Annotated in this window: 26 protein-coding genes; 17 read left to right on the top strand and 9 right to left on the bottom strand. The window is 42.3% G+C overall.

Annotated features, from left to right (window positions below):
• Positions 1 to 112 precede the first annotated feature (112 nt).
• Both hslO and hslR read right to left on the bottom strand, forming a co-directional pair.
• Positions 113 to 1009, bottom strand: a complete 897-nt coding sequence (hslO, locus tag ABJV04_RS12550; RefSeq protein ID WP_348491865.1) for an Hsp33 family molecular chaperone HslO — start codon at positions 1007 to 1009, stop codon at positions 113 to 115.
• A gap of 9 nt (positions 1010 to 1018) precedes the next feature.
• Positions 1019 to 1423, bottom strand: a complete 405-nt coding sequence (gene hslR, locus ABJV04_RS12545; protein ID WP_348491864.1) for a ribosome-associated heat shock protein Hsp15 — start codon at positions 1421 to 1423, stop codon at positions 1019 to 1021.
• A gap of 144 nt (positions 1424 to 1567) precedes the next feature.
• Here hslR and gspC point away from each other — a divergent pair, with 144 nt between their 5' ends.
• From gspC to ABJV04_RS12485, 12 genes are read left to right on the top strand one after another with little or no spacing between them, the layout of a single operon-like run.
• The gene (gspC, locus tag ABJV04_RS12540; RefSeq protein ID WP_348491862.1) at positions 1568 to 2515 is read left to right on the top strand and encodes a type II secretion system protein GspC; all 948 of its coding nucleotides are present in this window, start codon (positions 1568 to 1570) and stop codon (positions 2513 to 2515) included.
• Between the two features lie 11 nt (positions 2516 to 2526).
• Positions 2527 to 4578, top strand: a complete 2052-nt coding sequence (gspD, locus tag ABJV04_RS12535; RefSeq protein ID WP_348491860.1) for a type II secretion system secretin GspD — start codon at positions 2527 to 2529, stop codon at positions 4576 to 4578.
• Entirely contained in the window at positions 4578 to 6152 is a 1575-nt protein-coding gene (gene gspE, locus ABJV04_RS12530) for a type II secretion system ATPase GspE (protein ID WP_348491859.1), read from the top strand. The genes gspD and gspE overlap by 1 nt, the downstream gene beginning before the upstream one ends.
• Positions 6153 to 6154: 2 nt before the next feature.
• On the top strand, positions 6155 to 7378 hold the full coding sequence (gspF, locus tag ABJV04_RS12525; RefSeq protein ID WP_348491858.1) for a type II secretion system inner membrane protein GspF: 1224 nt from the start codon (positions 6155 to 6157) through the stop codon (positions 7376 to 7378).
• Entirely contained in the window at positions 7378 to 7818 is a 441-nt protein-coding gene (gene gspG, locus ABJV04_RS12520) for a type II secretion system major pseudopilin GspG (RefSeq protein ID WP_348491857.1), read from the top strand. Before gspF ends, gspG begins: the two co-directional genes overlap by 1 nt.
• Before the next feature lie 17 nt (positions 7819 to 7835).
• A complete protein-coding gene (gene gspH / locus ABJV04_RS12515; RefSeq protein WP_348491856.1) occupies positions 7836 to 8462 on the top strand; it encodes a type II secretion system minor pseudopilin GspH in 627 nt (208 codons plus the stop codon).
• Positions 8459 to 8848 (top strand): type II secretion system minor pseudopilin GspI, encoded by a 390-nt coding sequence (gene gspI, locus ABJV04_RS12510; protein WP_348491855.1) that lies wholly within the window; start codon positions 8459 to 8461, stop codon positions 8846 to 8848. Before gspH ends, gspI begins: the two co-directional genes overlap by 4 nt.
• Positions 8845 to 9474, top strand: a complete 630-nt coding sequence (gene gspJ, locus ABJV04_RS12505) for a type II secretion system minor pseudopilin GspJ (protein WP_348491854.1) — start codon at positions 8845 to 8847, stop codon at positions 9472 to 9474. Before gspI ends, gspJ begins: the two co-directional genes overlap by 4 nt.
• Positions 9471 to 10550 (top strand): type II secretion system minor pseudopilin GspK, encoded by a 1080-nt coding sequence (gene gspK / locus ABJV04_RS12500; protein WP_348491853.1) that lies wholly within the window; start codon positions 9471 to 9473, stop codon positions 10548 to 10550. The genes gspJ and gspK overlap by 4 nt, the downstream gene beginning before the upstream one ends.
• Positions 10550 to 11743, top strand: a complete 1194-nt coding sequence (gspL, locus tag ABJV04_RS12495; RefSeq protein ID WP_348491852.1) for a type II secretion system protein GspL — start codon at positions 10550 to 10552, stop codon at positions 11741 to 11743. The genes gspK and gspL overlap by 1 nt, the downstream gene beginning before the upstream one ends.
• Position 11744: 1 nt before the next feature.
• Positions 11745 to 12224, top strand: a complete 480-nt coding sequence (locus ABJV04_RS12490) for a type II secretion system protein M (protein ID WP_348491851.1) — start codon at positions 11745 to 11747, stop codon at positions 12222 to 12224.
• Positions 12221 to 12982: a type II secretion system protein N gene (locus tag ABJV04_RS12485; RefSeq protein WP_348491850.1), complete on the top strand. Its 762-nt coding sequence runs from the start codon at positions 12221 to 12223 to the stop codon at positions 12980 to 12982. The genes ABJV04_RS12490 and ABJV04_RS12485 overlap by 4 nt, the downstream gene beginning before the upstream one ends.
• Positions 12983 to 13034: 52 nt before the next feature.
• On the opposite strand, the gene yrfG is transcribed toward ABJV04_RS12485, so the two are convergent.
• Positions 13035 to 13715 carry a GMP/IMP nucleotidase gene (yrfG, locus tag ABJV04_RS12480; protein ID WP_348491849.1) on the bottom strand — a complete coding sequence of 227 codons (681 nt, stop codon included), beginning with the start codon at positions 13713 to 13715 and terminating at the stop codon, positions 13035 to 13037.
• Between the two features lie 94 nt (positions 13716 to 13809).
• On the opposite strand from yrfG, the gene nudE reads away from it, so the two are divergent.
• From nudE to ABJV04_RS12465, 3 genes are read left to right on the top strand one after another with little or no spacing between them, the layout of a single operon-like run.
• Positions 13810 to 14388, top strand: coding sequence for an ADP compounds hydrolase NudE (nudE, locus tag ABJV04_RS12475; RefSeq protein ID WP_348491848.1), 579 nt, complete (start codon positions 13810 to 13812; stop codon positions 14386 to 14388).
• Entirely contained in the window at positions 14388 to 15212 is an 825-nt protein-coding gene (gene cysQ / locus ABJV04_RS12470) for a 3'(2'),5'-bisphosphate nucleotidase CysQ (protein WP_348491847.1), read from the top strand. The genes nudE and cysQ overlap by 1 nt, the downstream gene beginning before the upstream one ends.
• Before the next feature lie 10 nt (positions 15213 to 15222).
• Positions 15223 to 15801: a YceI family protein gene (locus ABJV04_RS12465; RefSeq protein ID WP_348491846.1), complete on the top strand. Its 579-nt coding sequence runs from the start codon at positions 15223 to 15225 to the stop codon at positions 15799 to 15801.
• 589 nt (positions 15802 to 16390) lie between these two features.
• Here the strand turns inward: ABJV04_RS12465 and ABJV04_RS12460 are convergent.
• Genes ABJV04_RS12460 through ABJV04_RS12445 form a run of 4 tightly spaced genes read right to left on the bottom strand, consistent with a single transcriptional unit; the run spans position 16391 to position 20043 of the window.
• Positions 16391 to 16609: a YheU family protein gene (locus ABJV04_RS12460; RefSeq protein ID WP_348491845.1), complete on the bottom strand. Its 219-nt coding sequence runs from the start codon at positions 16607 to 16609 to the stop codon at positions 16391 to 16393.
• Between the two features lie 2 nt (positions 16610 to 16611).
• Positions 16612 to 17649, bottom strand: a complete 1038-nt coding sequence (locus ABJV04_RS12455; protein WP_348491844.1) for a hydrolase — start codon at positions 17647 to 17649, stop codon at positions 16612 to 16614.
• Positions 17646 to 18131, bottom strand: a complete 486-nt coding sequence (locus tag ABJV04_RS12450; protein ID WP_348491843.1) for a TIGR02444 family protein — start codon at positions 18129 to 18131, stop codon at positions 17646 to 17648. Before ABJV04_RS12450 ends, ABJV04_RS12455 begins: the two co-directional genes overlap by 4 nt.
• Positions 18109 to 20043: an ATP-binding cassette domain-containing protein gene (locus ABJV04_RS12445; RefSeq protein WP_348491842.1), complete on the bottom strand. Its 1935-nt coding sequence runs from the start codon at positions 20041 to 20043 to the stop codon at positions 18109 to 18111. The genes ABJV04_RS12450 and ABJV04_RS12445 overlap by 23 nt, the downstream gene beginning before the upstream one ends.
• Before the next feature lie 117 nt (positions 20044 to 20160).
• Here ABJV04_RS12445 and ABJV04_RS12440 point away from each other — a divergent pair, with 117 nt between their 5' ends.
• Positions 20161 to 20364 (top strand): YheV family putative zinc ribbon protein, encoded by a 204-nt coding sequence (locus ABJV04_RS12440; RefSeq protein ID WP_348491841.1) that lies wholly within the window; start codon positions 20161 to 20163, stop codon positions 20362 to 20364.
• Between the two features lie 103 nt (positions 20365 to 20467).
• Here ABJV04_RS12440 and ABJV04_RS12435 read toward each other — a convergent pair whose 3' ends face one another.
• Entirely contained in the window at positions 20468 to 20683 is a 216-nt protein-coding gene (locus ABJV04_RS12435; protein WP_348491840.1) for a SlyX family protein, read from the bottom strand.
• 6 nt (positions 20684 to 20689) lie between these two features.
• On the bottom strand, positions 20690 to 21640 hold the full coding sequence (locus tag ABJV04_RS12430) for a hypothetical protein (protein WP_348491993.1): 951 nt from the start codon (positions 21638 to 21640) through the stop codon (positions 20690 to 20692).
• 356 nt (positions 21641 to 21996) lie between these two features.
• Between ABJV04_RS12430 and ABJV04_RS12425 the strand changes: the two genes are divergently transcribed.
• Positions 21997 to 22728 (top strand): FKBP-type peptidyl-prolyl cis-trans isomerase, encoded by a 732-nt coding sequence (locus tag ABJV04_RS12425; RefSeq protein WP_348491839.1) that lies wholly within the window; start codon positions 21997 to 21999, stop codon positions 22726 to 22728.
• Positions 22729 to 22865: the final 137 nt, after the last annotated feature.

Here is a 22865-nt window from a genome sequence, read left to right as displayed (position 1 = left end):
CAGACAAGACACCCATATATAGGCCGCCAAATGATACTTGTAGTTATGATTTGGCGGCCTTTTTGTTAGGTCTTTATCTCGTGCTGACGCACTAGACTTTGCAGAAGCAGCGCTACTGTGTTTGTTTTGGAGCAGCGTATGCGCCGTTATGGATAGATTCGATATCGATGGCATCAAAGCTGTATTCTCGATGGCAGTATTGACAATTTAGTCGTACCGCACCGTCTTCAGCTACAATATTTAACAACTCTTGTTTATCCACATTGGCAATTGCTGCGGCACTTCGCTCTTTACTGCAACTACAGGAAAATTTAACCTCTTGAGCAGGATATAGTTCGACTTCCTCTTGGTGATAAAGTCTGTGCAGTACTTCAGTGGCGGGCAAACCTAACAATTCCTCAGCAGTAATCGTTTGGCTAATAGTGCTTAAATGAGCAAATTCAGTATGTTCAGACTCATTGGTCATTTCGCTACTAGTTGGCAAAACTTGCAAGAACAAACCACCCGCTCTATTCACATCACCACTTAAAGAGGTTTTTAAAATAACCTTGGTTGGTAGTTGTTCAGATTGGCTAAAGTACCCTTCTAAACATTCAGATAAGGTTGGTTTATCGACAGCAACAATTCCTTGATAACGCTCGCCTTCTTCAGGGGTAATGGTAATGACCAACACACCTTTAGGTAACAGCTCGGTAAGAGATGTGGGCAATTCGGTTACATCATTATCCCACCTTGCTACACCACGCAGTTTTTGATCATGGGTGCCATTTATCACTGCATATTTAATACTGCCTTCACTTTGCAGTTGCAAAGCAATTTCTCCTTTAAACTTTAAGGTTGCAGTTAAAAGAGATGCCGCTGCCATAAGCTCACCGAGCAACTGTTGAATAACTGGAGGGTATTCCTGTGAATCGAGAATTTCTTGATAACTATTTTCGAGTTGGACAAGTTCACCGCGTACGTTGGCGTTGGTAAAAACATAACGATGTAACTGATCAAATTGGGACATAACTTTCTCTTACTGCTGTTTAAATTGAATAATTTTGCGACGCTGCTTTTTATCCGGTCGACTCTCAGGTCGTGGACTATGAAATGCGCTTAATTTTCGCGCCTCTGCATTTTTTTCACGTTGCGCGATACTTTTTTCCGTTTCCGCATAAAGTAATTGAGCTTGGGGCGCACTAACACGTTTATCACTTAACCCCTCAACAATTACTTCCTTGCTATCGAATCCGGCAGGGAGCACAATTGTCGCACCCAATTCGACACTTCGACTGGCCTTTGCTCTTTGTTCATTATATTGCACCTTGCCAGATTGCACCATGTCTCGAGCTAAAGATCGGGTTTTAAAAAACCGTGCAGCCCAAAGCCACTTGTCTAAGCGAACTATTTCAGTGTTTTTGTTGTCTGTCTTATTCTTCATATATAGAGCCTATTGCGCGTAAGCTTAAAAACCTGTGAACTGTAATTAAATGGTAATGTTAATCTTTAATAGTTGTGACCCTCTAATCTACTGGTTATCATTGTCCCCGTTTAGCGACAATAATCGACCAAGAAGTGGTAAAAGATGAGCCTTAGTAGTACAAACTTAAGTCAAATATGGCTGCAAATTAGCAAATATCAATCACAGATTAATCTGTTGGTGGTTATTTTGTTGGTTTTGTATCTATTGGCTTTTTTAGCTGAGATGACTTGGCGTCTAATTCCAGAACCAGAATCTACCGCAAAACCGAGTTTTCAAACCAATCAAACTGGCAATAATTCGAGTAATTCAAGTTCACGGGTAAGTTTGTCGCAATTAAAAAGTTTAAACTTGTTTGGCGACTTAACTGCAAAAGAAAATGCCCCGGTCAAACAGGAGATCACTGAAGCCCCTGAAACTCGTTTGAACTTAACCTTAACCGGTGTCGTCGAAACTGATGAGCCAGGCATTGGTGCAGCAATTATTGAAAACCGAGGTTCACAAAATACCTATGGCATCGATGATGAAATTGATGGTACAAACGCAAGCTTAGTTGAAGTCTTCGCAGATAGGGTAATTATTAAAAATGGTCCTAGGCGAGAAACCTTAATGTTAGACGGGTTAGAATACTCGAAAGAAAGCCAGGCTTATCAAGCACCTGTTGAACCCTTTGTGGACTACAGAGTGGCTGAAAAAGAACAACATAAAGAATTATCTGCTGATATGGTGAAAACAACCAAAGAAATACGTCGTAATCCAAGCGGCTTTACTGAATATTTTATGGTTTCACCTGTTCAAGGCCAAGATGGATTAATAGCCGGCTATAAAATTGCACCTGGTAAAAACCCAAGCTTATTTAAAGGCGCCGGATTTAAAGTAGGCGATATAATTACAGAAATAAATGGATTGGATTTGACTGACCCTGAGCAGGCTATTGAAGCCTTAGCAGCATTAAATCAAGCAGATTCGCTCCAACTATCAATTAGTCGAAGTGAGGAAGTCCTCACTTTGTATTTAAATTTCCCTGATGGGGAAGAAGAACAAGATATATGAGGATTATCCCTATGACGCAAACAAGCCGTAGTAGATTCAGAGGCTTATGTTTGGCAGTGTGTGCAGTGTTTTTAACGGTGTCAACCTTGGCATCAGCGAAAGAGTATTCACCCAATTTTAAAAATGCTGAGATCTCCGAATTTATTAATATTGTCGGTAAAAACCTGCAAAAAACCATTATTGTTAGCCCTGATGTCCGCGGCAAGATAAGCGTACGCAGCTATGATCTTTTGAATGAAGAGCAATATTACCAATTTTTCCTTAACGTTTTGCAAGTCTACGATTTTGCCGTGGTAGAAATGCCAAATGGCATACTAAAAGTAGTCAGAGCCAAAGACGCAAAAACATCTAATATCCCAGTTATTCAAGGCACACCTTTTGATGGTGACGAAATGATCACCCGTGTAGTACCTGTTTATAACGTACCTGTAAGAGAACTTGCACCTATACTTCGACAGCTTAACGACCAAGCTGGCGGTGGTAATGTCGTCAGTCATGACCCTTCCAATGTGATGATGTTGACCGGCCGAGCAGCGGTTGTGAACCGTTTGGTGGAAATCATTGAGCGAGTGGATCAGGCCGGTGATGAAGAAGTAGAAATTATTAAGCTTAAGTTCGCCTCTGCATCGGAAATGGTGAGAATTATTGAAAATATCAATAAAACATCCACCAAAGCCCAATCAACGGGTAAATCAGAACCCCGCCTTGTTGCTGATGATCGAACCAATAGTGTTATCGTATCTGGTGATAATAAAAGCCGTAAACGCCTCATTGATCTCATCACCAAAATGGACCAAGAGCTGGAAACCAGTGGTAATACCCGTGTCATTTTTGTCAATTACGCCAAAGCTGAAGATTTAGTTAAGGTGTTACAAGGTGTCAGTGCCAGCATTCAAGCAGAAGAAAAAGGCGGGCAATCTAGCGCTAACTCCAGAAGTAGCTCCTCGAGTAATAGAGAAGTGAGTATTGATGCCCATCCAGACTCAAACGCTTTAGTAATAACAGCTGAGCCTGACATGATGCGCTCATTAGAAGAAGTTATACGCCAATTAGATATTCGCCGTGCCCAAGTTACGGTTGAAGCCATCATTGTAGAAGTTTATGAAGGTGACGGAACCACTTTAGGTGTTCAATGGGCAAGTGAAGACGGTGGCGGTCAACAATTTACTAACGGTGTGGTTGGAATTGGCTCGTTAGCCGTTGCTGCTGATGAAGCTGAAGACCAAGTAACTACCACTACAGGTTTCGATGATGATGGTGACCCCTATTCCTACGACTCAGTCACCACTGGTGATTTTACCTCATTGGCGTCGTTACTTGGCGGCCTAAACGGTTTGTTGGTAGGTGTAGTGAAAGATGGTTGGGGAGCGGTATTACAAGCGGTCAGCACAGATACAAACTCTAATGTGTTGTCTACCCCACATTTAACTACCCTAGATAATGAAGAAGCTTTCTTTATTGTCGGCCAGGAAGTGCCAATTATTACAGGGTCTTCCACAGGCTCAAACAACGCAAACCCATTCCAAACTGTTGAACGTCAAGAAGTAGGTATTAAACTTAAAGTTACCCCGCAAATTAACGAAGGGGATGCGGTACAACTGTTAATTGAACAGGAAGTGTCCAGCGTCAGTGGCGCAACTTCAGTTGATATTGCGATTAACAAACGTGAAATCAAAACCACGGTAATTGTAGATGATGGTGGCACTATCGTTTTAGGCGGCTTAATTGACGATCAAGTACAAGAAAGTATCTCTAAGGTGCCTATTTTAGGAGATATTCCATTCTTAGGTAATTTGTTTAAGTCAACTACCACCAGCACAACCAAACGCAACCTAATGGTGTTTATTCGTCCGACCATCGTCCGTGATGGCGCAACTATGAATAGCATCAGCCACAAAAAGTACAACTATATTCGAGCACAACAATTAAAACGCAGTGCAGCGGGAATTCCATTAATGCCGACTCAAGAGGCCCCTGTATTACCGGAATGGGACGATGAGTTAGCCTTGCCACCCACTTTTGACGAATATTTATTAGAAAAAGAGCAGGAAAGCGAGAACTAATGAGTATTGAAACAGCTGATAATGCTGAGCTCAAGTCAGAACAGGCGCTCCTCGATGTTGACCCAGTGCAGCCAGCTGAGGCTGCGCCAGGTGAAGAAATAGAGCAGCACAAACAATTGGCGTTTAGCTTCGCTAAGCGACATAAAGTGTTGTTAGATACAGGTGAAGAGCCGGCTATTTTATATCATACGGCAATGACTGACTTTTCTATTTTTATTGAAGTTAGACGCTTCTTGCAGGCGGATTTCCAATTAAAAGAAATAGCCGACGAACAATTTGAAAATCTATTGACCAAAGCCTTTCAGCGGGACTCATCGGCTGCCAAGCAGTTAATGGAAGATATAGGTAACGAGAGCGATTTATTTGCCTTAGCAGAAGAGCTGCCCGATACCGAAGACTTATTAGAAAATGAAGATGATGCGCCTATCATCAAATTAATAAACGCCATGTTAAGTGAAGCAATCAAAGAAGGTGCTTCAGACATTCATATTGAAACCTTTGAAAACCAATTAATTGTGCGTTTTCGGGTAGATGGTGTATTACGGGAAATACTGCGACCAAACCGCAAACTTTCGTCCATGTTGGTTTCCCGTATAAAAGTCATGGCGAAGTTAGATATTGCCGAAAAGCGCGTCCCTCAAGATGGTCGAATCACCCTAAGAATCGCAGGACGTGCAGTAGATGTGCGGGTTTCGACCATGCCTTCAAGTCACGGCGAACGAGTGGTTTTACGTTTATTGGATAAAAATAATGCCCGTCTAAATCTAACGGATTTAGGCATGACATTAAAAAATCGCGAAATCTTTTCCGCTTTGATTCGTAAACCCCATGGCATTATCTTAGTAACTGGCCCTACAGGTTCAGGGAAAAGTACCACTTTGTATGCAGGGCTTAGTGAAATCAATTCTAAAGACCGTAATATCTTAACGGTAGAAGATCCCATCGAATTTGATTTACAAGGCATTGGTCAAACTCAGGTTAACCCTCGTGTAGACATGACTTTTGCTCGTGGCCTGAGGGCCATATTGCGTCAAGATCCAGATGTGGTCATGATTGGTGAGATCCGTGACCTTGAAACCGCGCAAATTGGTGTGCAAGCCAGTTTAACCGGTCACTTGGTATTGTCTACGTTACACACCAATACCGCAGCAGGGGCGATTACACGACTTGAAGATATGGGAATTGAACCCTTCTTATTATCTTCTAGTTTACTGGCCGTTTTATCTCAGCGCTTGGTAAGAACTCTTTGCGCCGACTGTAAAACTCCGCACCTACCGAGCGAAGCAGAGTGTCAAATCCTCGGTTTAGAACATGCCACCAATAGCCAAGAGATATACAGTCCTAAAGGCTGTGCAGCTTGTAATCAAACTGGCTATCGCGGTCGAACCGGTATTCACGAGCTATTGGTTGTTGACGAAGCAACCCGCGACATTATGCACAATGGTCATGGCGAACAGGCAATAGAAAAACACGTTCGTAAAAACACACCGAGTATTCGCGAAGATGGCTGTAACAAAGTACTTCTTGGATTTACGTCCTTAGAAGAAGTACTCCGTGTTACCCGAGAGGATTAATAGTGGCCGCCTATGCTTATAAAGCGATAAGTCAATCTGGTCGCAACAAAAGTGGTGTTTTAGAGGGTGATAATGCTCGGCATATCCGTCAACAATTACGGGAACTAGAGCTTATTCCTTTAGAAGTTGAGCAGGTAACTGAACAACAGCAACGTGACAACAAAAATCGATTCACCTTATTCAAGCGCGGAATATCTGCCAGCGATCTCGCCCTTTTAACACGCCAAATCGCTACCTTAGTTGAATCCGCTTTGCCCATCGAGGAAGCCCTTTTAGCCGTTGCTGAACAATGTGAGAAGCCCCGTCATAAAAATATGATGATGGCTGTTCGCAGTAAAGTAGTGGAAGGACACTCACTGGCCGATGCCATGGGCGAGTTCCCACAAGTATTCGACGAGCTCTTTCGTGCCATGGTAGCCGCTGGGGAAAAGTCGGGACATTTAGACACAGTGCTGAATCGACTGGCTGACTACACCGAGAAAAGCCAGCGTACTCGCAGTCAAATCACTCAGGCGCTGGTCTATCCTGCCATTATGTTATTTTTTGCCTTTGGTATTATTTTCCTACTGCTAACGGTTGTTGTACCGAAAATAGTTGGACAATTTGACAACATGGGGCAGGAACTTCCAGCCATTACTAGCATCTTAATATCAGTCAGTACCTGGTTGCAAAGCTATGGACTAATAGCCATGGTAGTCATTGTTGTCTTGGTTATTGTCATTAAACGAATACTCCAAAAACCACTGATGAAAAAGCGCTATCACAAGTTTATTTTAGAAGTGCCTTTAATTGGTAAAGTATCTAAAGGTTTGAACACGGCGCGTTTTGCTAGCACCTTGAGTATCTTAACCGCCAGTGCGGTGCCGTTATTAGAAGCCATGCGTATAGCTGGTGATGTACTCGAAAATTTGCACATTAGAGAAGCTGTGGCAGAGGCCGCAGTTAAAGTAAAAGAAGGTTCTAGCTTACGAGGAGCCTTAGAAAAAACTAAAATGTTTCCACCAATGATGATGCATATGATTGCATCCGGTGAAAGAAGTGGTGAACTTCAACAAATGTTAAAACGAGCAGCAGACAACCAAGATAGGGAATTTGAAGCCCTAGTGGGTGTCTCGTTGAAAGTTTTTGAACCAATTTTGATTGTGAGTATGGCAGCAATTGTATTGTTTATTGTACTGGCTATCCTACAACCGATTTTAGCGCTTAATAATATGGTGAATATGTAATGAAAAAGAACAACCCTAGACAGTCTGGTTTTACCTTAATTGAGGTAATGGTGGTGTTATTGATTATAGGAATCATGGCAGGTTTAGTGGCGCCGCAAATTCTTGGAAACCAAGAAGAGGCACAACGTAAAGCTGCAGCCATTGATATTCAATCCCTAGAAAGTGCATTAACTCGCTATAAATTGAGTAATAACCGCTTCCCAACCACAGAACAAGGTTTAGAAGCCTTAGTGAGTGAGCCTACAATAGATCCTATTCCTCGTAATTATCCCACCGGCGGCTACATTAACCGTCTACCCAATGATCCTTGGGATAATCCTTACCAGCTATTAAGTCCTGGTGAATTAGGCGTAATCGATGTGTTTTCAAATGGCCCAGATGGCGAACCAGGCACAGAAGACGATATTGGTAATTGGAATCTTGGCGATTACCTTAACTAACCATTGAGTTACCCATAATGCGAGCACGGTCACCTAAGTACCATTCAGGATTTACTCTCATCGAGATCATGGCGGTGCTAGCAATTATGGGAATTGTAATAAGTGTTATATCGTTTAATAACTTTGCGCCCACCCCATCTGAAGAGTTAGAAAAGCAAGCCAAACGTTTCCAAATTGTTGTTGATATGGCCTCTGATTTTGCAGTATTAAACCAGCAAGAAATTGGCATTCGCATCGAACCTGAAACCGCTGAATACATATTTATGTGGTTAGATGATGAGCAAAATTGGCAATTACTGGAAGGACAACAAGCGTTTGGCCGTTATCAATTGCCCGAACCCTACTCGCTGGAATTAGAATTAGACGATTTACCTTGGGTAGAAGAAAGCAATTTGTTTAGCGATGGCATATTTGACGAATCCCTATCCTTTGATGAAGACCGTGTTGATATTGGCAATGAAGAAGAAGAGAAAAAACTTCCGCCACCGCAAATCATGTTGTTATCCAGCGGAGACGTAACGCCTTTTAGCTTGACCATGATGTATGAACCTGACTTTTCTAATGATGATCCTGTTTATTTCAAGTTAAATTCCTATGATACCGTGCCCATAGAAAGGTTAGGGCCCTTGGATAGTGATTTATGAGACATAACCACCAGCAACAAGGTTTTACCTTGCTAGAAGTGATGTTAGCGCTGTTAATCTTTGCTATTACCGGCACAGCTATCATGAAATCAGCCACAGATCATTTAAACGGCGTTAGCCAAATAGAAGATATTACTTTTGCCACTTGGGTTGCCAATAATCGCCTAACCCAAATCAATATCGAAAACAGCTGGCCATTAAAAGACAATCTGAAGGGTGAAGAAAAGATGGCGGGCACAACTTGGTATTGGCAACAGAAGTTACTAGCCACACCCGATGACGCTTTAATCGGGGTTGAAATCGTCGTGGGTAAGGATGAAAACTTCGAGCGCACCATCACCAGTGTTACCACCTATCTGGCGCAACCCAAGAGCATCACCCGATGAACGGACTAAAGCATCAAGGATTCACCCTAATTGAAATTATGATTGCAGTAGCAATCTTCACACTTATTGGGATTGCTTCCACCAGCGTCATGACCGCGGTAATCGACAGTGACGAATTATCTGAAAATCGTTTTGAAAAGTTACAAACCTTGCAAAGAGCCATGCTCACTATAGAGCGGGATTTACTGCAAGCTGTTCCTCGAGCGGTTCGCATAGAGGGTCAAGAAAACAGCCAAGTAATGCAAGGGGAAAAAAACCTATTAGAAAGCGAAGCCGATGGGTTTGCATTTGTACGAACAGGTTGGCAGAACCCGCAATTAATGTTGCAGCGTAGCACACTGCAAAGTGTTGCTTACCGTATGCAAGAAGGAAAGTTAGAGCGTCTGTTTGGTAATTACGTGGATAACGTCGTTGGTTTCGAACCCAAAGTCCGGGTGTTGTTAAGCAACATAGAGGACTTTCAAGTTCAATTTTTATTAAATGCTGACGAAGATTCTGCAGATTCGGAAAGCTGGGATGACTCCTACGCTCAAGACACACTTCCCGTAGCCGTCAGAGTGACCATCACCAGCCAAGACTTCGGCGTAATTCAGCGACAATTTTTAATGAGCACTGAAGACTCGTGAATAATCGGTTTTTACATCCAGCTAAGCAACAAGGCGTTGCATTAATCATTGTGTTAATGATTGTTGCCTTGGTTGCCATTATTGCCACAGAAATGGGCTCTCGGTTACAGCTACAAGTAACCCGCGCAACCAATATTAAAGATAATAACCAAGCCTTTTGGTATGCAATGGGAGCCGAGCAATATGCTATCAAGTCTGTTCGTCTATTATTAGAGTCGGATTCAGATGTGGTTTCGTTAGAAGGAGGTTGGTCTGAAGAGTTTACTTTTCCATTAGAAGGGGGAGGTATACAAGCGCAGTTAACCGATATGCAAACGTGTTTAAATTTGAATGCCATTGACTCGGTTAACCGAGTACAACAAAGTAGCCAAAATGATAATAATAGTGATAATAGCAACGGCAATAGTGAAGTAAAGGAGGTTGTGCGTGGAAACACTAGTGGCGATATTAACACCGCACCTGAAGAAGCCTTAGCTTTCGAACGTCTGCTTTCTAGCAGCGTTCCTGAATTAGATAACTATTCGGTAGAGGTGGTCAGAGACTCCTTAATTGATTGGCTAGACCAAGATGACAATATGTCACAAAGCGGCGCTGAAGATGCTGATTACGCAGCGTTAGTGAACCCTTACTTAGCCGCTAACAACCTAATGGTAAGCAAATCGGAAATCCGTTTAGTGAACGGTGTAAATGCCCAGTGGATTACTGAATTGCTGCCAATGATCTGTGTAATCCCCAATGTCTCAGAAATGAAAATTAACGTGAACACCATCACTGAAGAGAAAGCACCGGTGTTAGCGGCTTTAACCGGAGCGCCTGTATCAGACATACAAAATCTCATTAGTAACCGTGAACCCGATGGCTATCAAAATGTGCAGGACTTTTTAGCTGAAACACTGTTTACTAACCACACTTTAACTGACCAACAACAAAGTTGGTTTGATGTAAAAACAGAATACTTTCTATTACATACCAAGACCCGTTACAATAACGCCACATTTGCTATGTCTTCCCTACTGAAAGTAGAAAATAACGACCAAGTGATTGTCATACGACGAGAATTTGGAGGAGTACTTTAATGGAACATCTGGTTATACGCCTAGGCTCAACCACTCTAGATCCTGTAAATTGGTTAGTTTGGTCTGGTCAAGAGCATGAAATTATTGCCTCTGGCGTACTAGATAACGCAGAACAGTTGAGCTCTTTATCTGAACGAGCCGGTAAGCGGCCAATTACAGCCTTAGTCCCAGGTTGTGACTTTTTACTAAAATGGGTCGCCATGCCTGCAAAGGCGTCTCGAAAAGCGCTAACAGCAATACCATACATGCTTGAAGAAGATTTAAGCATGGACATTAGTGAGCAGTTTTTCGCCTTAGGGGAAAAAGACGGCAATATGCAAGCAGTTGCCGTAGTTAGCCGAGATAAGATGCAAGACTGGTTACAGGCCATCGAACAAGCCGGTTTATACTGCAACAAAATGCTTCCAGATGTACTTGCCCTTCCCTATGTAGAAGATGCATGGAGCTTAGTCACCCTAGGCCAACAAGCCATTATTCGTCAGGATCAATGGCAAGGTTTACAAGGAGATGCAAGCTGGTTATTACAAGCCACTGAGCATTTTGCAAAACAGCAAACAACTCCGTTAAAAGTAGCCAATCACAGTGATTTAGATATTTCTAATTTGGCCAATGTTGAACAGATCGAACAACAACTCGATTTACCCATGCAATTACTAGCAACGGGTGCCCTGAAAACCTCGTTTAACCTGCTACAAGGCGAGTTTAAAGCTAAACAACAAAGTAGTAGTGAGTGGCGAAAATGGCGAGTGGCTGCGGTACTTGCGGTTGCCGCTCTATTGGTAACATTGGTGGATAAAGGCATACAAGTTAACCAACTTAAACAACAAAGCGCTGATCTAACCAAACAGATGCATGAGCAATTTGCCAAAGCCTTTCCGAATCAACCTAAGCCCATTCGAATCCGCACAGCAATGGAAAGGGAACTAAATAAACTCAGTAACGGCGGTGGTCAAGCTTCCATGTTGGCAATGATGTCACAGCTTACCGAAGCCTTTCAAAGTAGCCAAGTTAAGCCACAAACCATACGCTTCGACAGCGCCCGCTCAGAGTTGCGACTACAAGCCGTAGCCAACAACTTTGAAGCATTAGAAGAGTTCAAGCGCCTAGCGCAGGATAAAGGCTTTGAGGTTCAACAAGGTGCAATTAACAACAAAGACAACCAAGTTATTGGTTCGTTATCAATAAGGAGCTGATATGAAAGATTTATTGGATAAATTTAATCAGCTGTCAGAGCGTGAAAGAGTCTTAGTCGCAGTATCTGGGGTGTTACTAATCATCTTCCTGTTTTATTACTTAGTTTGGGCGCCCATCGATAAGTCATTACAAACGCAAAGTAAATTAGTAGCCACTAAACAAACGGATCTAATTTGGTTCAAACAGAACGCCAATCGTGCGATCCAAATGCGCAGTGGTAATGGTGGCACAGCAGTATTTACCGGCTCTCTTCCACAAGCGGTTAATCAAACTGCGGGACGAGTGAATATTGCCATATCGCGAATGCAGCCTCAGGGCGACGAGTTAAAAGTATGGGTAGATCAAGCGCCCTTTAACGATGTAGTGAGTTGGCTACAAAGCTTGGAAAACCTTGGAATACGCATTATCAATGTTGATTTGGCGGAAGCCAACGTATCTGGCATGGTAAAAGTTAGAAGTTTGCAGTTAGGAAAATCATGAAGCAAGTTGTTAAATGGAGTCTTTTAGGACTATTAGCCTTTTTGGTTTTACTCATTATTAAGTTACCCGCTAGCCAAGTTATTTATCGCGCCAATCAATCTAGTGATCTGAGCATTGAGGGTGTACAAGGAACAATTTGGAACGCATCGGCCAGCAGCATTAGCGCGAATAATTTAACCATTGAAGATGTTAATTGGCAGGTTTCGTTTTGGGACTTACTGATTGGTCAACTAACGTTAGACATTGATGGTGGCGACTTACGTGCAAATGACAAAGTCTCAATTAAGGGCTTAGTCAGCATCAATATGTTTGATCCCAACCATGTGCAATCGTCGGACTTAACAGTGTATTTGCCAGCCGATATGGCTATAGCCCAAGTGCCTTTGCCCATAGCTGTTAATGCGGGAGGGCGCTTTAAAGTGGCTTTAACTGAATTGGATTACGCAGGAAAATGTATCGATTTATCAGGCAATGGCCAATGGTTAAATGCCAAACTCGAAGGATTAATAGGCCTGAATGAGCCACTAAGCTTAGGCAATTTCGAAGCAAATTTGAGTTGTATTGAAGATGACATCCTAGTCAAAATCACGCCACCTAATATATTTAATTTAACTGCTGACGCGCGGATCCCCCAAAATTTCAAAGTTAAACTGAATGGTCAGTTTAAACCCGATAACAGCCTACCTAAACAAGTACAGGATGCCGCAAAATTCTTTGGTCGTGCTGATAACCAAGGGTTTTATAAGTTAAAACTTTAAACTGATAGAGGAAACACCTTGGTTTCCTCTGTAGTTGTGTTGTGGCAGCAGTCTATTTGATTGGATTGTTGTTAATATCATCAATTAAGAACCGATAGTCTTGAATACCCGTAAAGTCGTCACTTTGTCGAATTTCACCTTGGCTATCGGGATTTTCAACCGCGAGCAAATGGGCAATACCAAACTCTTTCGCCGCCTGTAAAATTGGCACACTATCGTCCACAAACAAAGTACTACGGCTATCAAACCCTAAACGTGCTTGCAGCTTTTGCCACAATAATTGAGACTCTTTGGTTACCCCGAACTCATGGGTAGAAATTAAGGTATCGATATGGCTGTCTAATTGAGTCTGCTCTATCTTTAATGACAAACTACCAGGATGAGCATTGGTTACCAATACAACTTGCCTGCCGCTGCTATGCAGAGCATCTAGAAATGGCAAAGTGTCTTCTCGCATACTAATTAAATGTTTGATTTGGCGTTTTGCCTCAATAATATCCATATCGAGTTTTTCTGCCCAATAATCAAGGCAGTACCAATTTATTGTTCCCATCACTTTTTGATATTCTATGTGAATATATTCTTTAGCTTTTTCGAGACTGATGGCTTTTTTGTGTGCTATCTTTTGCGGTACAACTTCCATCCAAAAATGGTTGTCGAAGTGCAAGTCGAGTAAAGTTCCATCCATATCGAGTAAGACAGTTTTAATTTGGTTCCAGGGCAACATTGGCAAGTCAGTTATCCATGAGTTAAAGTAAGACAAAGTAGTAGTTTAAAGCGCAGCATCCAAAACGTGGAAACTGCCGTTAGTTTAACGTGATAGGTAAATGAATAAAATAGACCCGAATAAAACTCTGCCCCAAATTCATCAACGAGAAATCGTCGCTAAGAGCGGTTTATTTCGTGTCGAACGTGTAGATCTCGAATTTTCCAATGGTGCAACTCGCCAATTTGAAAGAATGGCAGGCTCTGGTAACGGTGCCGTAATGATTGTTCCATTCATCGATTCTGAAACCATTTTGCTTATTCGTGAGTATGCCGCGGGTACCCACTCTTATCAATTAGGCTTTCCTAAAGGTTTGATTGACCCTGGAGAATCTCCCCTTGAGGCTGGTGACAGAGAATTAAAAGAAGAAGCAGGATATGGGGCAAATTCATTAAAACAGATCCATACTGTAAGTATGGCTCCTACTTTTTTTGATGCCAAAATGAATATCCTATTAGCCGAAGATTTGTATGAATGCAGATTGGAAGGGGATGAACCTGAACCCTTAGAAGTTATTCCATGGTCTGTACACGACTTAGACTCGTTGTTGGCACGTGACGACTTTATCGAGGCTCGTTGTATTGCCGCATTGTTTTTAGTGCAAAAGTATTTGGCGAAAAATTCATCAGGGGAAAAATAATGGCTGTAAACCCTCGACAAGACTTGTTAGACATCGCTAAGTTTGCGGCAAAAACCGCAGGCGAAGAAGTGTTAAAGATCTATGATAGTGGCGACTTCAAAGCATACGAAAAAGAAGATGAATCTCCAGTCACCTCTGCAGATTATAAAGCCAACGAAATTATCATGGATATTCTGCTGAAAGAAACTCCAGACATACCTATCATGTCGGAGGAAAGCAATAACGGTGACTTATCCAGCCGCAAACATTGGCAACGATATTGGCTAATAGATCCTATCGATGGTACCCAGGAATTTATCGCTAGAAGTGGTGATTTTGCTGTCAATATAGCTTTGATTGAAAATAACGAGCCTGCCTTAGGAGTTATTTATTGGCCCGCTGGAGAAACGCTTTATTTTGCCAGCAAAGGACATGGCGCGTTTAAATCTTGCTCTTTAGAAAATAATAAACAAATTCATGTGCGTAAATTTGAAGAGCCCGAAACTGATGTGGTTATGATCGCTATCAGCCGCAGACAACCCCGTGAAAGAATAATGAACCATATGAGCGATTCACGCTCATACCAAACGCTCCCCCTAGGAAGTTGTTCTCTTAAGGCCTGCTTTATCGCAGAGGGGAAAGCAGACGTATTTTTACGCGTTGGGGTAACTGGTGAGTGGGATACCGGTGCTTCCCAATGTATCGTTGAAGAAGCTGGAGGTACTGTACTTTCAGCTGAATTCCAACCACTTACTTATAACCGACGAGATACGACTGACAACCCAGACTTCGTAGTGTTAGGGGATCATCAAGTAAATTGGCAATCAATCGTCGAATATAAATAAGGAATCATAAATGAGAACACCTAGTCTAATAAGTTTAGCCGTTTGTTTGACAACATTCGCTGCATTCTCCCATGCAAGCTGGACCCTCGATAATGATTCATCAAGTGTGAGTTTCATTTCAACCAAGAATGAACACATTAGTGAAATTCACAAATTCACTAAATTATCCGGGAAACTAAGTGACGCAGGTGAACTTAAGGCTGCGGTACATTTGAGTTCAGTGGAAACCAACATTCCCATTCGTAACGAACGTATGCAAACTTACCTGTTTGATGTGGAAAATACTCCTGAGGCGATGATTACAGCGCAAATTCCGAAAGCTGTAATGGATATGAAGGCGGGCACCACTGCAATGGTAACCCTTGATAGCGAAATCACAATCAAAGGGAAGTCTGCGCCTTACAGCCTTGAATTAAGTGTTAATAAAGATCAAGATGGTAGCTTCCATGGCACAACCGTTAAGCCAGTTCTCATAAAGGCCGCAAGCCATGATTTGGATCCAGGCATTGCCAAACTACAAGAACTTGCCGGTCTAAAAAGCATCGGTTTAACCGTACCAATGACGTTTTCCGTCACATTTAAAAAATAACCGTATTTATCTCGTGGGGCTAAAGCCACCACCTACAGGTGGTGGAAGCCCATCTCAACCCTTCCGGGGCTGAAGCACCCGCCTACAATTGATGGGGTGCCCCTGTAGCATGGCCTTTAGGCCATGGAATCTATCTCATATCTCACGGGGCTGAATCCACCGCCTACAGGTGGTAGGGTGCCCCTGTAACATGGCCTTTAGGCCATGGAATCTATCTCATATCTCACGGGGCTGAAGCCACCGCCTACAATTGACGTGATTCCCTGTAGCATGGCCTTTAGGTCATGGGATCTATGTCATATCTCACGGGGCTGAAGCAGCCACCTACAATTGACGTGATTCCCTGTAGCATGGCCTTTAGGCCATGGGATCTATCTCACATCTCACGGGGCTGAAGCAGCCACCTACAATTGACGTGATTTCCTGTAGCATGGCCTTTAGGTCATGGGATCTATCTCATATCTCACGGGGCTGAAGCCACCGCCTACAATTGATGGGGTTTTCCTGTAGCATGGCCTTTAGGCCATGGAATCTATCTCATATCTCGCGGGGCTAAAGCATCTGCCTACAGGTTGTGGCTGCCTTGGATTTAATTCTCGATTTGGTCTTTGCAGACTATATTGACGCTTTCATGCAGCTCGGAATATTGCACAAACGCTTGGCCAGATTTGAGTTGCATCATCACATGATTCACTTTCTGCTCGAGATCATATTCCATCTCACCATAATCTGTCCCTTCTTGAAGAACAAAAGCTTCTACTAGGTTTTGCAGGGTTTCTGGGGCTATTTCATTTAAAGGAATAATCATTCTTATACACTTGTGTTGATAGCAAAGGGCGCAATAAAATCAGAAATACGTTTATGAAACCAAATGTTAGGCTTCCAGGGCGTGCCTTGTAAAAAGCCCACATGGCCGCCAGTATCACTTAATTCTAATTGTACTGCTTCAGATAGTTCATGCTCTTGAGGTAAAACGGCCTCATTCATAAATGGATCGTCGATAGAGTGAAGCACTAAGGTGGGTGTTTCGATATATTTAAGAAAGCCAATTGCACTGCACCTTTGGTAATAGTCATCGGCATCTGCAAAACCGTGTAAAGGGGCAGTAACGTTTTGATCAAATTCTTTAAAGTTAGCTAACTTGGCCGCCTTTTTATCATCGATGGTTAGCAAACCTTTGTAGTCGATAACCCGCATTTTTGAGCGCAGAGTTTTCACCATACTTTTAAGTAAATAGCTTTGGTATACCTTGGAAAAGCCTTGATTAATACTCTCAGCACACTCGGCTAACTTAAACGGAGTGGACACCGCCACCGCCGCTTTTAAAAACCTTTGTTTAGGGCTCTCTCCTAAAAATTTAAGGAGCATATTGGCACCCAATGAAAAGCCGATTGCCACTTTGGGTAAGTCTGGAAACTGTTTATTCAACCATTCCATGAAAAAGCTCGCATCTTCGGTTTCACCCGAGTGATAGGCACGGGCAGTAGAGTTGGGCTCGCCACCACAGCCACGGAAGTGCATTAACACAGTTTGCCAGCCTTGAGACTGCAGTTCCGCCATCAAATCATTGGCATAGTGGGATTTAACCGACCCTTCTAAACCATGGAATATCACCGCGATACCTTTACTGTTTTGGGTAACTTCAGGTTGTCCCCAAACAACGCTAACTTCGTCACTATCTGGTAATTGTAATTTCTCCATACGTAACGCTAGCGGACGACGACGCTGAATGAACCTTGGCCATAAGGTTTGAACATGACGATTTTTAGCCCAAAACGGCGCTTTGAATTCGCTACGTTTTATTCTATTTTTATTAGGGTTAGTTCCCACTTTAAATTTATCGTTCATATATCAGAATTAGTTTGATTGTTAGAAATGATCTCAGCCAGTTGCTGCACAATACACTTTAAATCACCTGCACCTTGGGATTCAAGTGAAGCTAAATAGTGTTCAAAGTTGGATTTGCTTTGTTTTCCTAAGCTGGTTTGATTACAAAATTGAATAATAAGCCTTTGTTGCATTTTTTCAGCTTCTAACTCTTGCTGTAAAAGTTGAGCATAGGCCGCCGAATGCTTGCTCTTTGCATCTAACCGCAAGGCCCTAATTCTCTCAACTTCCTCAACCGAAAGGGCGATAAACTTAGCTAACTCGATAAATTGAGACCCACTTAGCTGTCGCTTGTGGGCATCTAAAAATCCACAAAAGAGTAGCAGGTTAACGTTCAATGAATAGTCATTCTGCAGCAGCAGGGTTAATCGTTTGACTTCCGAGTTGGCATAATGGAATAAAGAAAACTGCCAAAAGTCATCAGCTAACCAATTGTTGTTCATCAAATACCTGTTGTTTTAATTCTAGTTCTTCTTGGGCTTCCATCCAGCCCATTTCAGCTTCTTCCAAGTCTCCCTTGATATTGGCCTGCTCAAGCAATAGTTCTTTTAGCTTAGCTTTATTTTCATCGAGGTAAAGGTCAACGTCAGTAAGCGCTGCTTCTAACTTTTCTAACTTTGTCGAACATTGATTCATTTGCTTTTCTGCCGTTTGAATGGCTTTACGTAATCCTTGTGTGGCTTGTCTAAATTCAGCTTCCAAACGTTTGAGATTTTTCCGATCGATTTTAGTATCTACCGGCTTTTCTGTTGAAGAATCATTGTTCTTGTTATTTGCTTTCTGACTTGAATCCTTTAATAACCAATCCCGATAGTCATCTAAGTCACCATCAAAAGGCTGCACTTTACCACTGTCGACCAAATAAAAATCATCGCAAACAGAGGTTAGTAAAAAACGGTCATGTGATACCAAAACCATTGCCCCTTCAAAACTCTGCAATGCAATATTGAGGGCATGGCGCATTTCAAGGTCGAGGTGGTTGGTAGGTTCATCCAATAACAATAAGTTTGGCTTTTGATACACCAACAATGCCAGAACCAAGCGGGCTTTTTCGCCACCAGACATAGGTTCAACTTTCCCAAGAGCCTGATCACCATGAAACCCAAAACCACCTAAGAAGTCACGCAAAGCCTGCTCTGGAGCCTGCTTATCAAGGCGATAAAGATGATCTAAGGCACTATCTTGAGGTCGCAAAAATTCAAGCTGGTGCTGAGCAAAATAACCAATGCTCAAGCCCGCAGAGGTCATATACTCACCATTCATGGGCGTCTTTTCGTTTGCTAACAACTTAATTAACGTCGACTTACCCGCACCATTGCGTCCCAACAAACCGATTCGACTACCCGGAACCAAATTAAGATGCAAACTATCGATTATCACAGTGTCGTCATAACCCACCTGTACATGCTCCATTTTTACCAATGGATTGGGCAATTTAGGGGGCGCAAAAAACTCAAATGAAAACTGCGATTGGGCATGAGCGGGCAGCAAATCTTCCATTTTTTCTAATTGTTTAATCCGACTTTGCGCCTGCTTTGCTTTACTTGCTTTGGCTTTAAAGCGATTAATAAAAGATTCAAGGTGAGCGACTTTCGCCTGTTGCTTTTGGTACTCCAAATCTTGTAAACGTAATCGCTCTGCACGCTGGCGTTCAAAGGAGGCATAATTACCGGTATAGGCAATTAATTTTTGGCTTTCCACACTGAGAATTTCCGTCACAGTGTTATCCAAAAAGGACTTATCATGGGATATAAGAATCAATGTTCCTGTATATCTCGTTAGCCACCTTTCCAACCAAATTACCGCGTCTAAATCCAAGTGGTTAGTAGGTTCATCTAGCAGCAACAAGTCAGAATGACATAACAATGCTTGCGCCAAATTTAGGCGCATTCTCCAGCCACCTGAAAAATCGGTTACTGGGTTTTTAATTTGTTGATGACTGAATCCTAGACCCGCCAAAATGGTTGCTGCTCTTGATTCGATATCGTAGGCACCAGCTTGTTCCAATTGACCATGCAGTACGGCTATCTTCTCTCCATCATGGTTTGTTTCAGCCTCTTCTAACTTTTGCTGTAATTGGCGATATAAAACATCCCCATCAATCACATAATCTAAGGCGCTGCGATTTGAAGCAGGGGTTTCTTGGGCCACCGATACAATTTGCCAATTTTTAGGAATTTGGCACTCACCAGCGTCAGGTTGTAACTCCTGTCGCAGCAAAGCAAATAGGCTAGATTTGCCACAACCATTTGAACCTATAAGTCCCACTTTATGGCCAGGATAAATAGTCGCGGAAGCGTGTTCGAGGAGGACTTTACTGCCTCGCAATAAAATCAGTTCTGAAATTTGGATCATTTACGAAGAATACTAATCAAATTAGTTGAATTGGCGTATTATATACCGATACCGCTTTAAATTGCGCGTTTGTGCAACAATGAAAAGCTAATTACCCTAATCAAGTAGTAGAAATTAATGACTAACAAAACGAAAAAACGCTTTGTCGCCGGCGCCATATGCCCAAAATGTAAAGCACAAGACACCATAATGTTGTTTTTCGAAAACAATGTGGAAAAGTTAGCTTGTGTCGCATGCGACTACACGGAATCACAAACTGAAAAGCAAGTTGACTCCGCTAAACGACAAAATGAAAGTGTTATTGGCGTATTTAAGCCTTAAAAACCATTGCTGGCAAATAAAAATACTCAACTCACCTTTGATAGACAGCACTATTAACAATCGAGAAGTATAACGCTAGGGAGTATAAGTCGGCAGCGCTAGGCTAATAGTGAGGTGGTGGAGCTTCTTCGGTTGAATCAGCAATATTAGAAGGCTCAATCTGTTTCATTCTTTCAGTCATATGTTTTAGCTGAAACGCCATTCTGTCGATTTGAATCTGCTGATCCGCTAAAGCTTTGTTAAGCTGTTCTATGGTGTCTTCCTGAAACGCCAACTGCGTCTGCAAGTGTGCTATTTCATTGTGTAAATCGTTACTCATATTTAACTAATTTTCCTGTTCAAATGCCCAATATTCAGCAAGGCCACTACTGCTTTCAGATAATAACTGATTTTTTTGTTCGAAGCTCACCGCATAGACCACCGCACTTTGAGGTTGTGTCCCGTCTTTAGGGGTAACACGCCACTCTTGCACCTCACTTCCTGTAGATACCGACCAAAGGTTTAGGGCCCTGCCGGGTGAACCTGTAGCTAAATATTTTCCATCTTCTGAAAACGTAGCTGCACTGAAGATCTTTTGACGTTGTATGAAAGATAACTGGCTTATCTCTTCACCCGTTTGCACATCCCAAATTTTGGCCCCTCTTTTACTGTCTGCGGTGAAGGCGTATCGACCAGCATCATCTAAAGCAACTTTAGTGACACGACTGGAATGAGTAAAACGGTGAATAACCTGCCCACTGCGAGTATCCCATAAGTAAGCAACATAGTCGTTACCACCCGTTAGCGCGTAAAACCCGTTAGGCGATATATCCACACTGTTGATTTTTTCTTGATGACCAAGGAACTCTAACCGGCGTCCGCTGGTAGGTTCAAAAAACATAGCTTTGCCATTACCTCTGCCGACCAATATTCCCCGACCATTGTTACTCACAGCGATATCACGAACGCTAGCTTCATCAATTCGCCAAAAACCTTCAGGCTCACCAGTGGACAAATTCCATAGCGCAAAAGCTTCCCGATCGGCAGTTACCACATAACTGCTGTCGGCCGCTATATGCACGATGCCAACAGTATTAACAACATGACCTTCTTCTTCATGGCTCCATTTAAATTTTTCAGTTTGTGCAACCAAATCCCACACTAAAATTCCCTGTTGGGCTGTGGAGACAACCGCGATTTTATTATCGCTAGAAATGTCTGCTGCATAAGCTCCTTCGATAGCATGGCGTACAGATTTATCAGGCTCACTAATAGCACCACTGCACCCGGTAAGCATCAGTACAAAGACTATCCAAGTTTTTCTAAGTTGAGATTGTGAAATCATTCGGTCCGCTGTTTTGTACATACTGTCTATTCAAGTTTGTGTATTAGTTCAGTTCGTTTAGTATATACCCAAGTCACCTTAAAATGCGCGTTTCACAACGATTGGCAAATTGAATACGAAACAGCATGGGAGTAATAACAGCTACTCCTTTACAGTTTGTTGCTAGCATGTTTAAGCAGATCGATTTAAACTGCCTCGCAAATTATTTGAGGACGTTGGGACATTTACCCAACAATGAAAAGACGTATTTGAATTTTTGCTTGTGCAAATAAGCAAATTGATTTTTTAAGAAATTTTGGAGAAATTGAATGAAAAAGGCAGCTATTGCATTAGTCGTCGCATCTGTTTTCGGCATAACTGCTTGTCAACAAAAAGCCGACCCATTACAGGTTGAAGAAATTAAATTTACGTCTGCTGAAGAAGAGCAAGCATATGCGTTTGGCGCAAGTGTTGGTGGTTTTGTTGAGCAACGTTTAGCTACCCAAGAGAGCATGGGTGTTGAACTAGACAGAGCATTAATTTTGAAAGGTTTTGCAGCAGCAATGCAAGCACAATCTCAATTGGAGCAAGGCGAAATTCAAAAATTGAATGCTGATATTGATAAAGCAATGCAAGCTGGTCAATTGTTATTAGCAGAAAAAAATATCGAAAAAGGTAAACAGTGGTTAGCTGAGAATGCTAAAAAAGAAAACGTCACTGAGACTGAGTCAGGTTTACAATATGAAGTATTGATTTCTTCAGAAGGCGATAGCCCTGCAGCAGAAGATACCGTGCAAGTACATTACCGCGGTACTCTATTAGATGGCACTGAATTTGATTCATCTTATAGCCGAGGCGAGCCTGCTACTTTCCCACTAAACCGTGTAATTTCTGGTTGGACTGAAGGTGTTCAATTAATGACTGTGGGTTCTAAGTATAAATTTTATATTCCATCAGAACTTGCTTATGGCGAGCGCGCTACGGGTAAAATCACACCAAATTCAACACTTATTTTTGAAGTTGAGTTACTAGATATCTTAACCAAAGAAGCTACTGAGTAAAGTTTCACTCAAAATAGCTAAATCAATAAAAAGCCGGAAGTCAAAAATGACTTCCGGCTTTATTTTTTCTATCAGCATCATCCCTGCTGAACCTAATTCCACGCTTTTTATTGGTCTTTCTATTCGACCTTAAGGCC

It is taken from the genome of Aliiglaciecola sp. (genome assembly GCF_039982535.1).
In the GTDB taxonomy this organism is placed as follows: domain Bacteria; phylum Pseudomonadota; class Gammaproteobacteria; order Enterobacterales; family Alteromonadaceae; genus Aliiglaciecola.
Note: the sequence above shows the minus strand (reverse complement) of the source record. Positions and strands in the feature narration are given on the sequence as shown.

Coding starts and splice junctions, on each gene's coding strand:
- ABJV04_RS12490 (WP_348491851.1), top strand. CDS start 11,745: ATGAAAGATTTATTGGATAAATTTAATCAGCTGTCAGAGCGTGAAAGA.
- gspI (WP_348491855.1), top strand. CDS start 8,459: ATGAGACATAACCACCAGCAACAAGGTTTTACCTTGCTAGAAGTGATG.
- ABJV04_RS12460 (WP_348491845.1), bottom strand. CDS start 16,609: ATGATTATTCCTTTAAATGAAATAGCCCCAGAAACCCTGCAAAACCTA.
- ABJV04_RS12465 (WP_348491846.1), top strand. CDS start 15,223: ATGAGAACACCTAGTCTAATAAGTTTAGCCGTTTGTTTGACAACATTC.
- ABJV04_RS12425 (WP_348491839.1), top strand. CDS start 21,997: ATGAAAAAGGCAGCTATTGCATTAGTCGTCGCATCTGTTTTCGGCATA.
- ABJV04_RS12485 (WP_348491850.1), top strand. CDS start 12,221: ATGAAGCAAGTTGTTAAATGGAGTCTTTTAGGACTATTAGCCTTTTTG.
- hslO (WP_348491865.1), bottom strand. CDS start 1,009: ATGTCCCAATTTGATCAGTTACATCGTTATGTTTTTACCAACGCCAAC.
- ABJV04_RS12430 (WP_348491993.1), bottom strand. CDS start 21,640: ATGCTTACCGGGTGCAGTGGTGCTATTAGTGAGCCTGATAAATCTGTA.
- ABJV04_RS12445 (WP_348491842.1), bottom strand. CDS start 20,043: ATGATCCAAATTTCAGAACTGATTTTATTGCGAGGCAGTAAAGTCCTC.
- gspE (WP_348491859.1), top strand. CDS start 4,578: ATGAGTATTGAAACAGCTGATAATGCTGAGCTCAAGTCAGAACAGGCG.
- gspD (WP_348491860.1), top strand. CDS start 2,527: ATGACGCAAACAAGCCGTAGTAGATTCAGAGGCTTATGTTTGGCAGTG.
- hslR (WP_348491864.1), bottom strand. CDS start 1,423: ATGAAGAATAAGACAGACAACAAAAACACTGAAATAGTTCGCTTAGAC.
- gspH (WP_348491856.1), top strand. CDS start 7,836: ATGCGAGCACGGTCACCTAAGTACCATTCAGGATTTACTCTCATCGAG.
- nudE (WP_348491848.1), top strand. CDS start 13,810: ATGAATAAAATAGACCCGAATAAAACTCTGCCCCAAATTCATCAACGA.
- gspJ (WP_348491854.1), top strand. CDS start 8,845: ATGAACGGACTAAAGCATCAAGGATTCACCCTAATTGAAATTATGATT.
- gspC (WP_348491862.1), top strand. CDS start 1,568: ATGAGCCTTAGTAGTACAAACTTAAGTCAAATATGGCTGCAAATTAGC.
- cysQ (WP_348491847.1), top strand. CDS start 14,388: ATGGCTGTAAACCCTCGACAAGACTTGTTAGACATCGCTAAGTTTGCG.
- gspG (WP_348491857.1), top strand. CDS start 7,378: ATGAAAAAGAACAACCCTAGACAGTCTGGTTTTACCTTAATTGAGGTA.
- ABJV04_RS12450 (WP_348491843.1), bottom strand. CDS start 18,131: ATGAACAACAATTGGTTAGCTGATGACTTTTGGCAGTTTTCTTTATTC.
- ABJV04_RS12440 (WP_348491841.1), top strand. CDS start 20,161: ATGACTAACAAAACGAAAAAACGCTTTGTCGCCGGCGCCATATGCCCA.
- gspL (WP_348491852.1), top strand. CDS start 10,550: ATGGAACATCTGGTTATACGCCTAGGCTCAACCACTCTAGATCCTGTA.
- ABJV04_RS12455 (WP_348491844.1), bottom strand. CDS start 17,649: ATGAACGATAAATTTAAAGTGGGAACTAACCCTAATAAAAATAGAATA.
- ABJV04_RS12435 (WP_348491840.1), bottom strand. CDS start 20,683: ATGAGTAACGATTTACACAATGAAATAGCACACTTGCAGACGCAGTTG.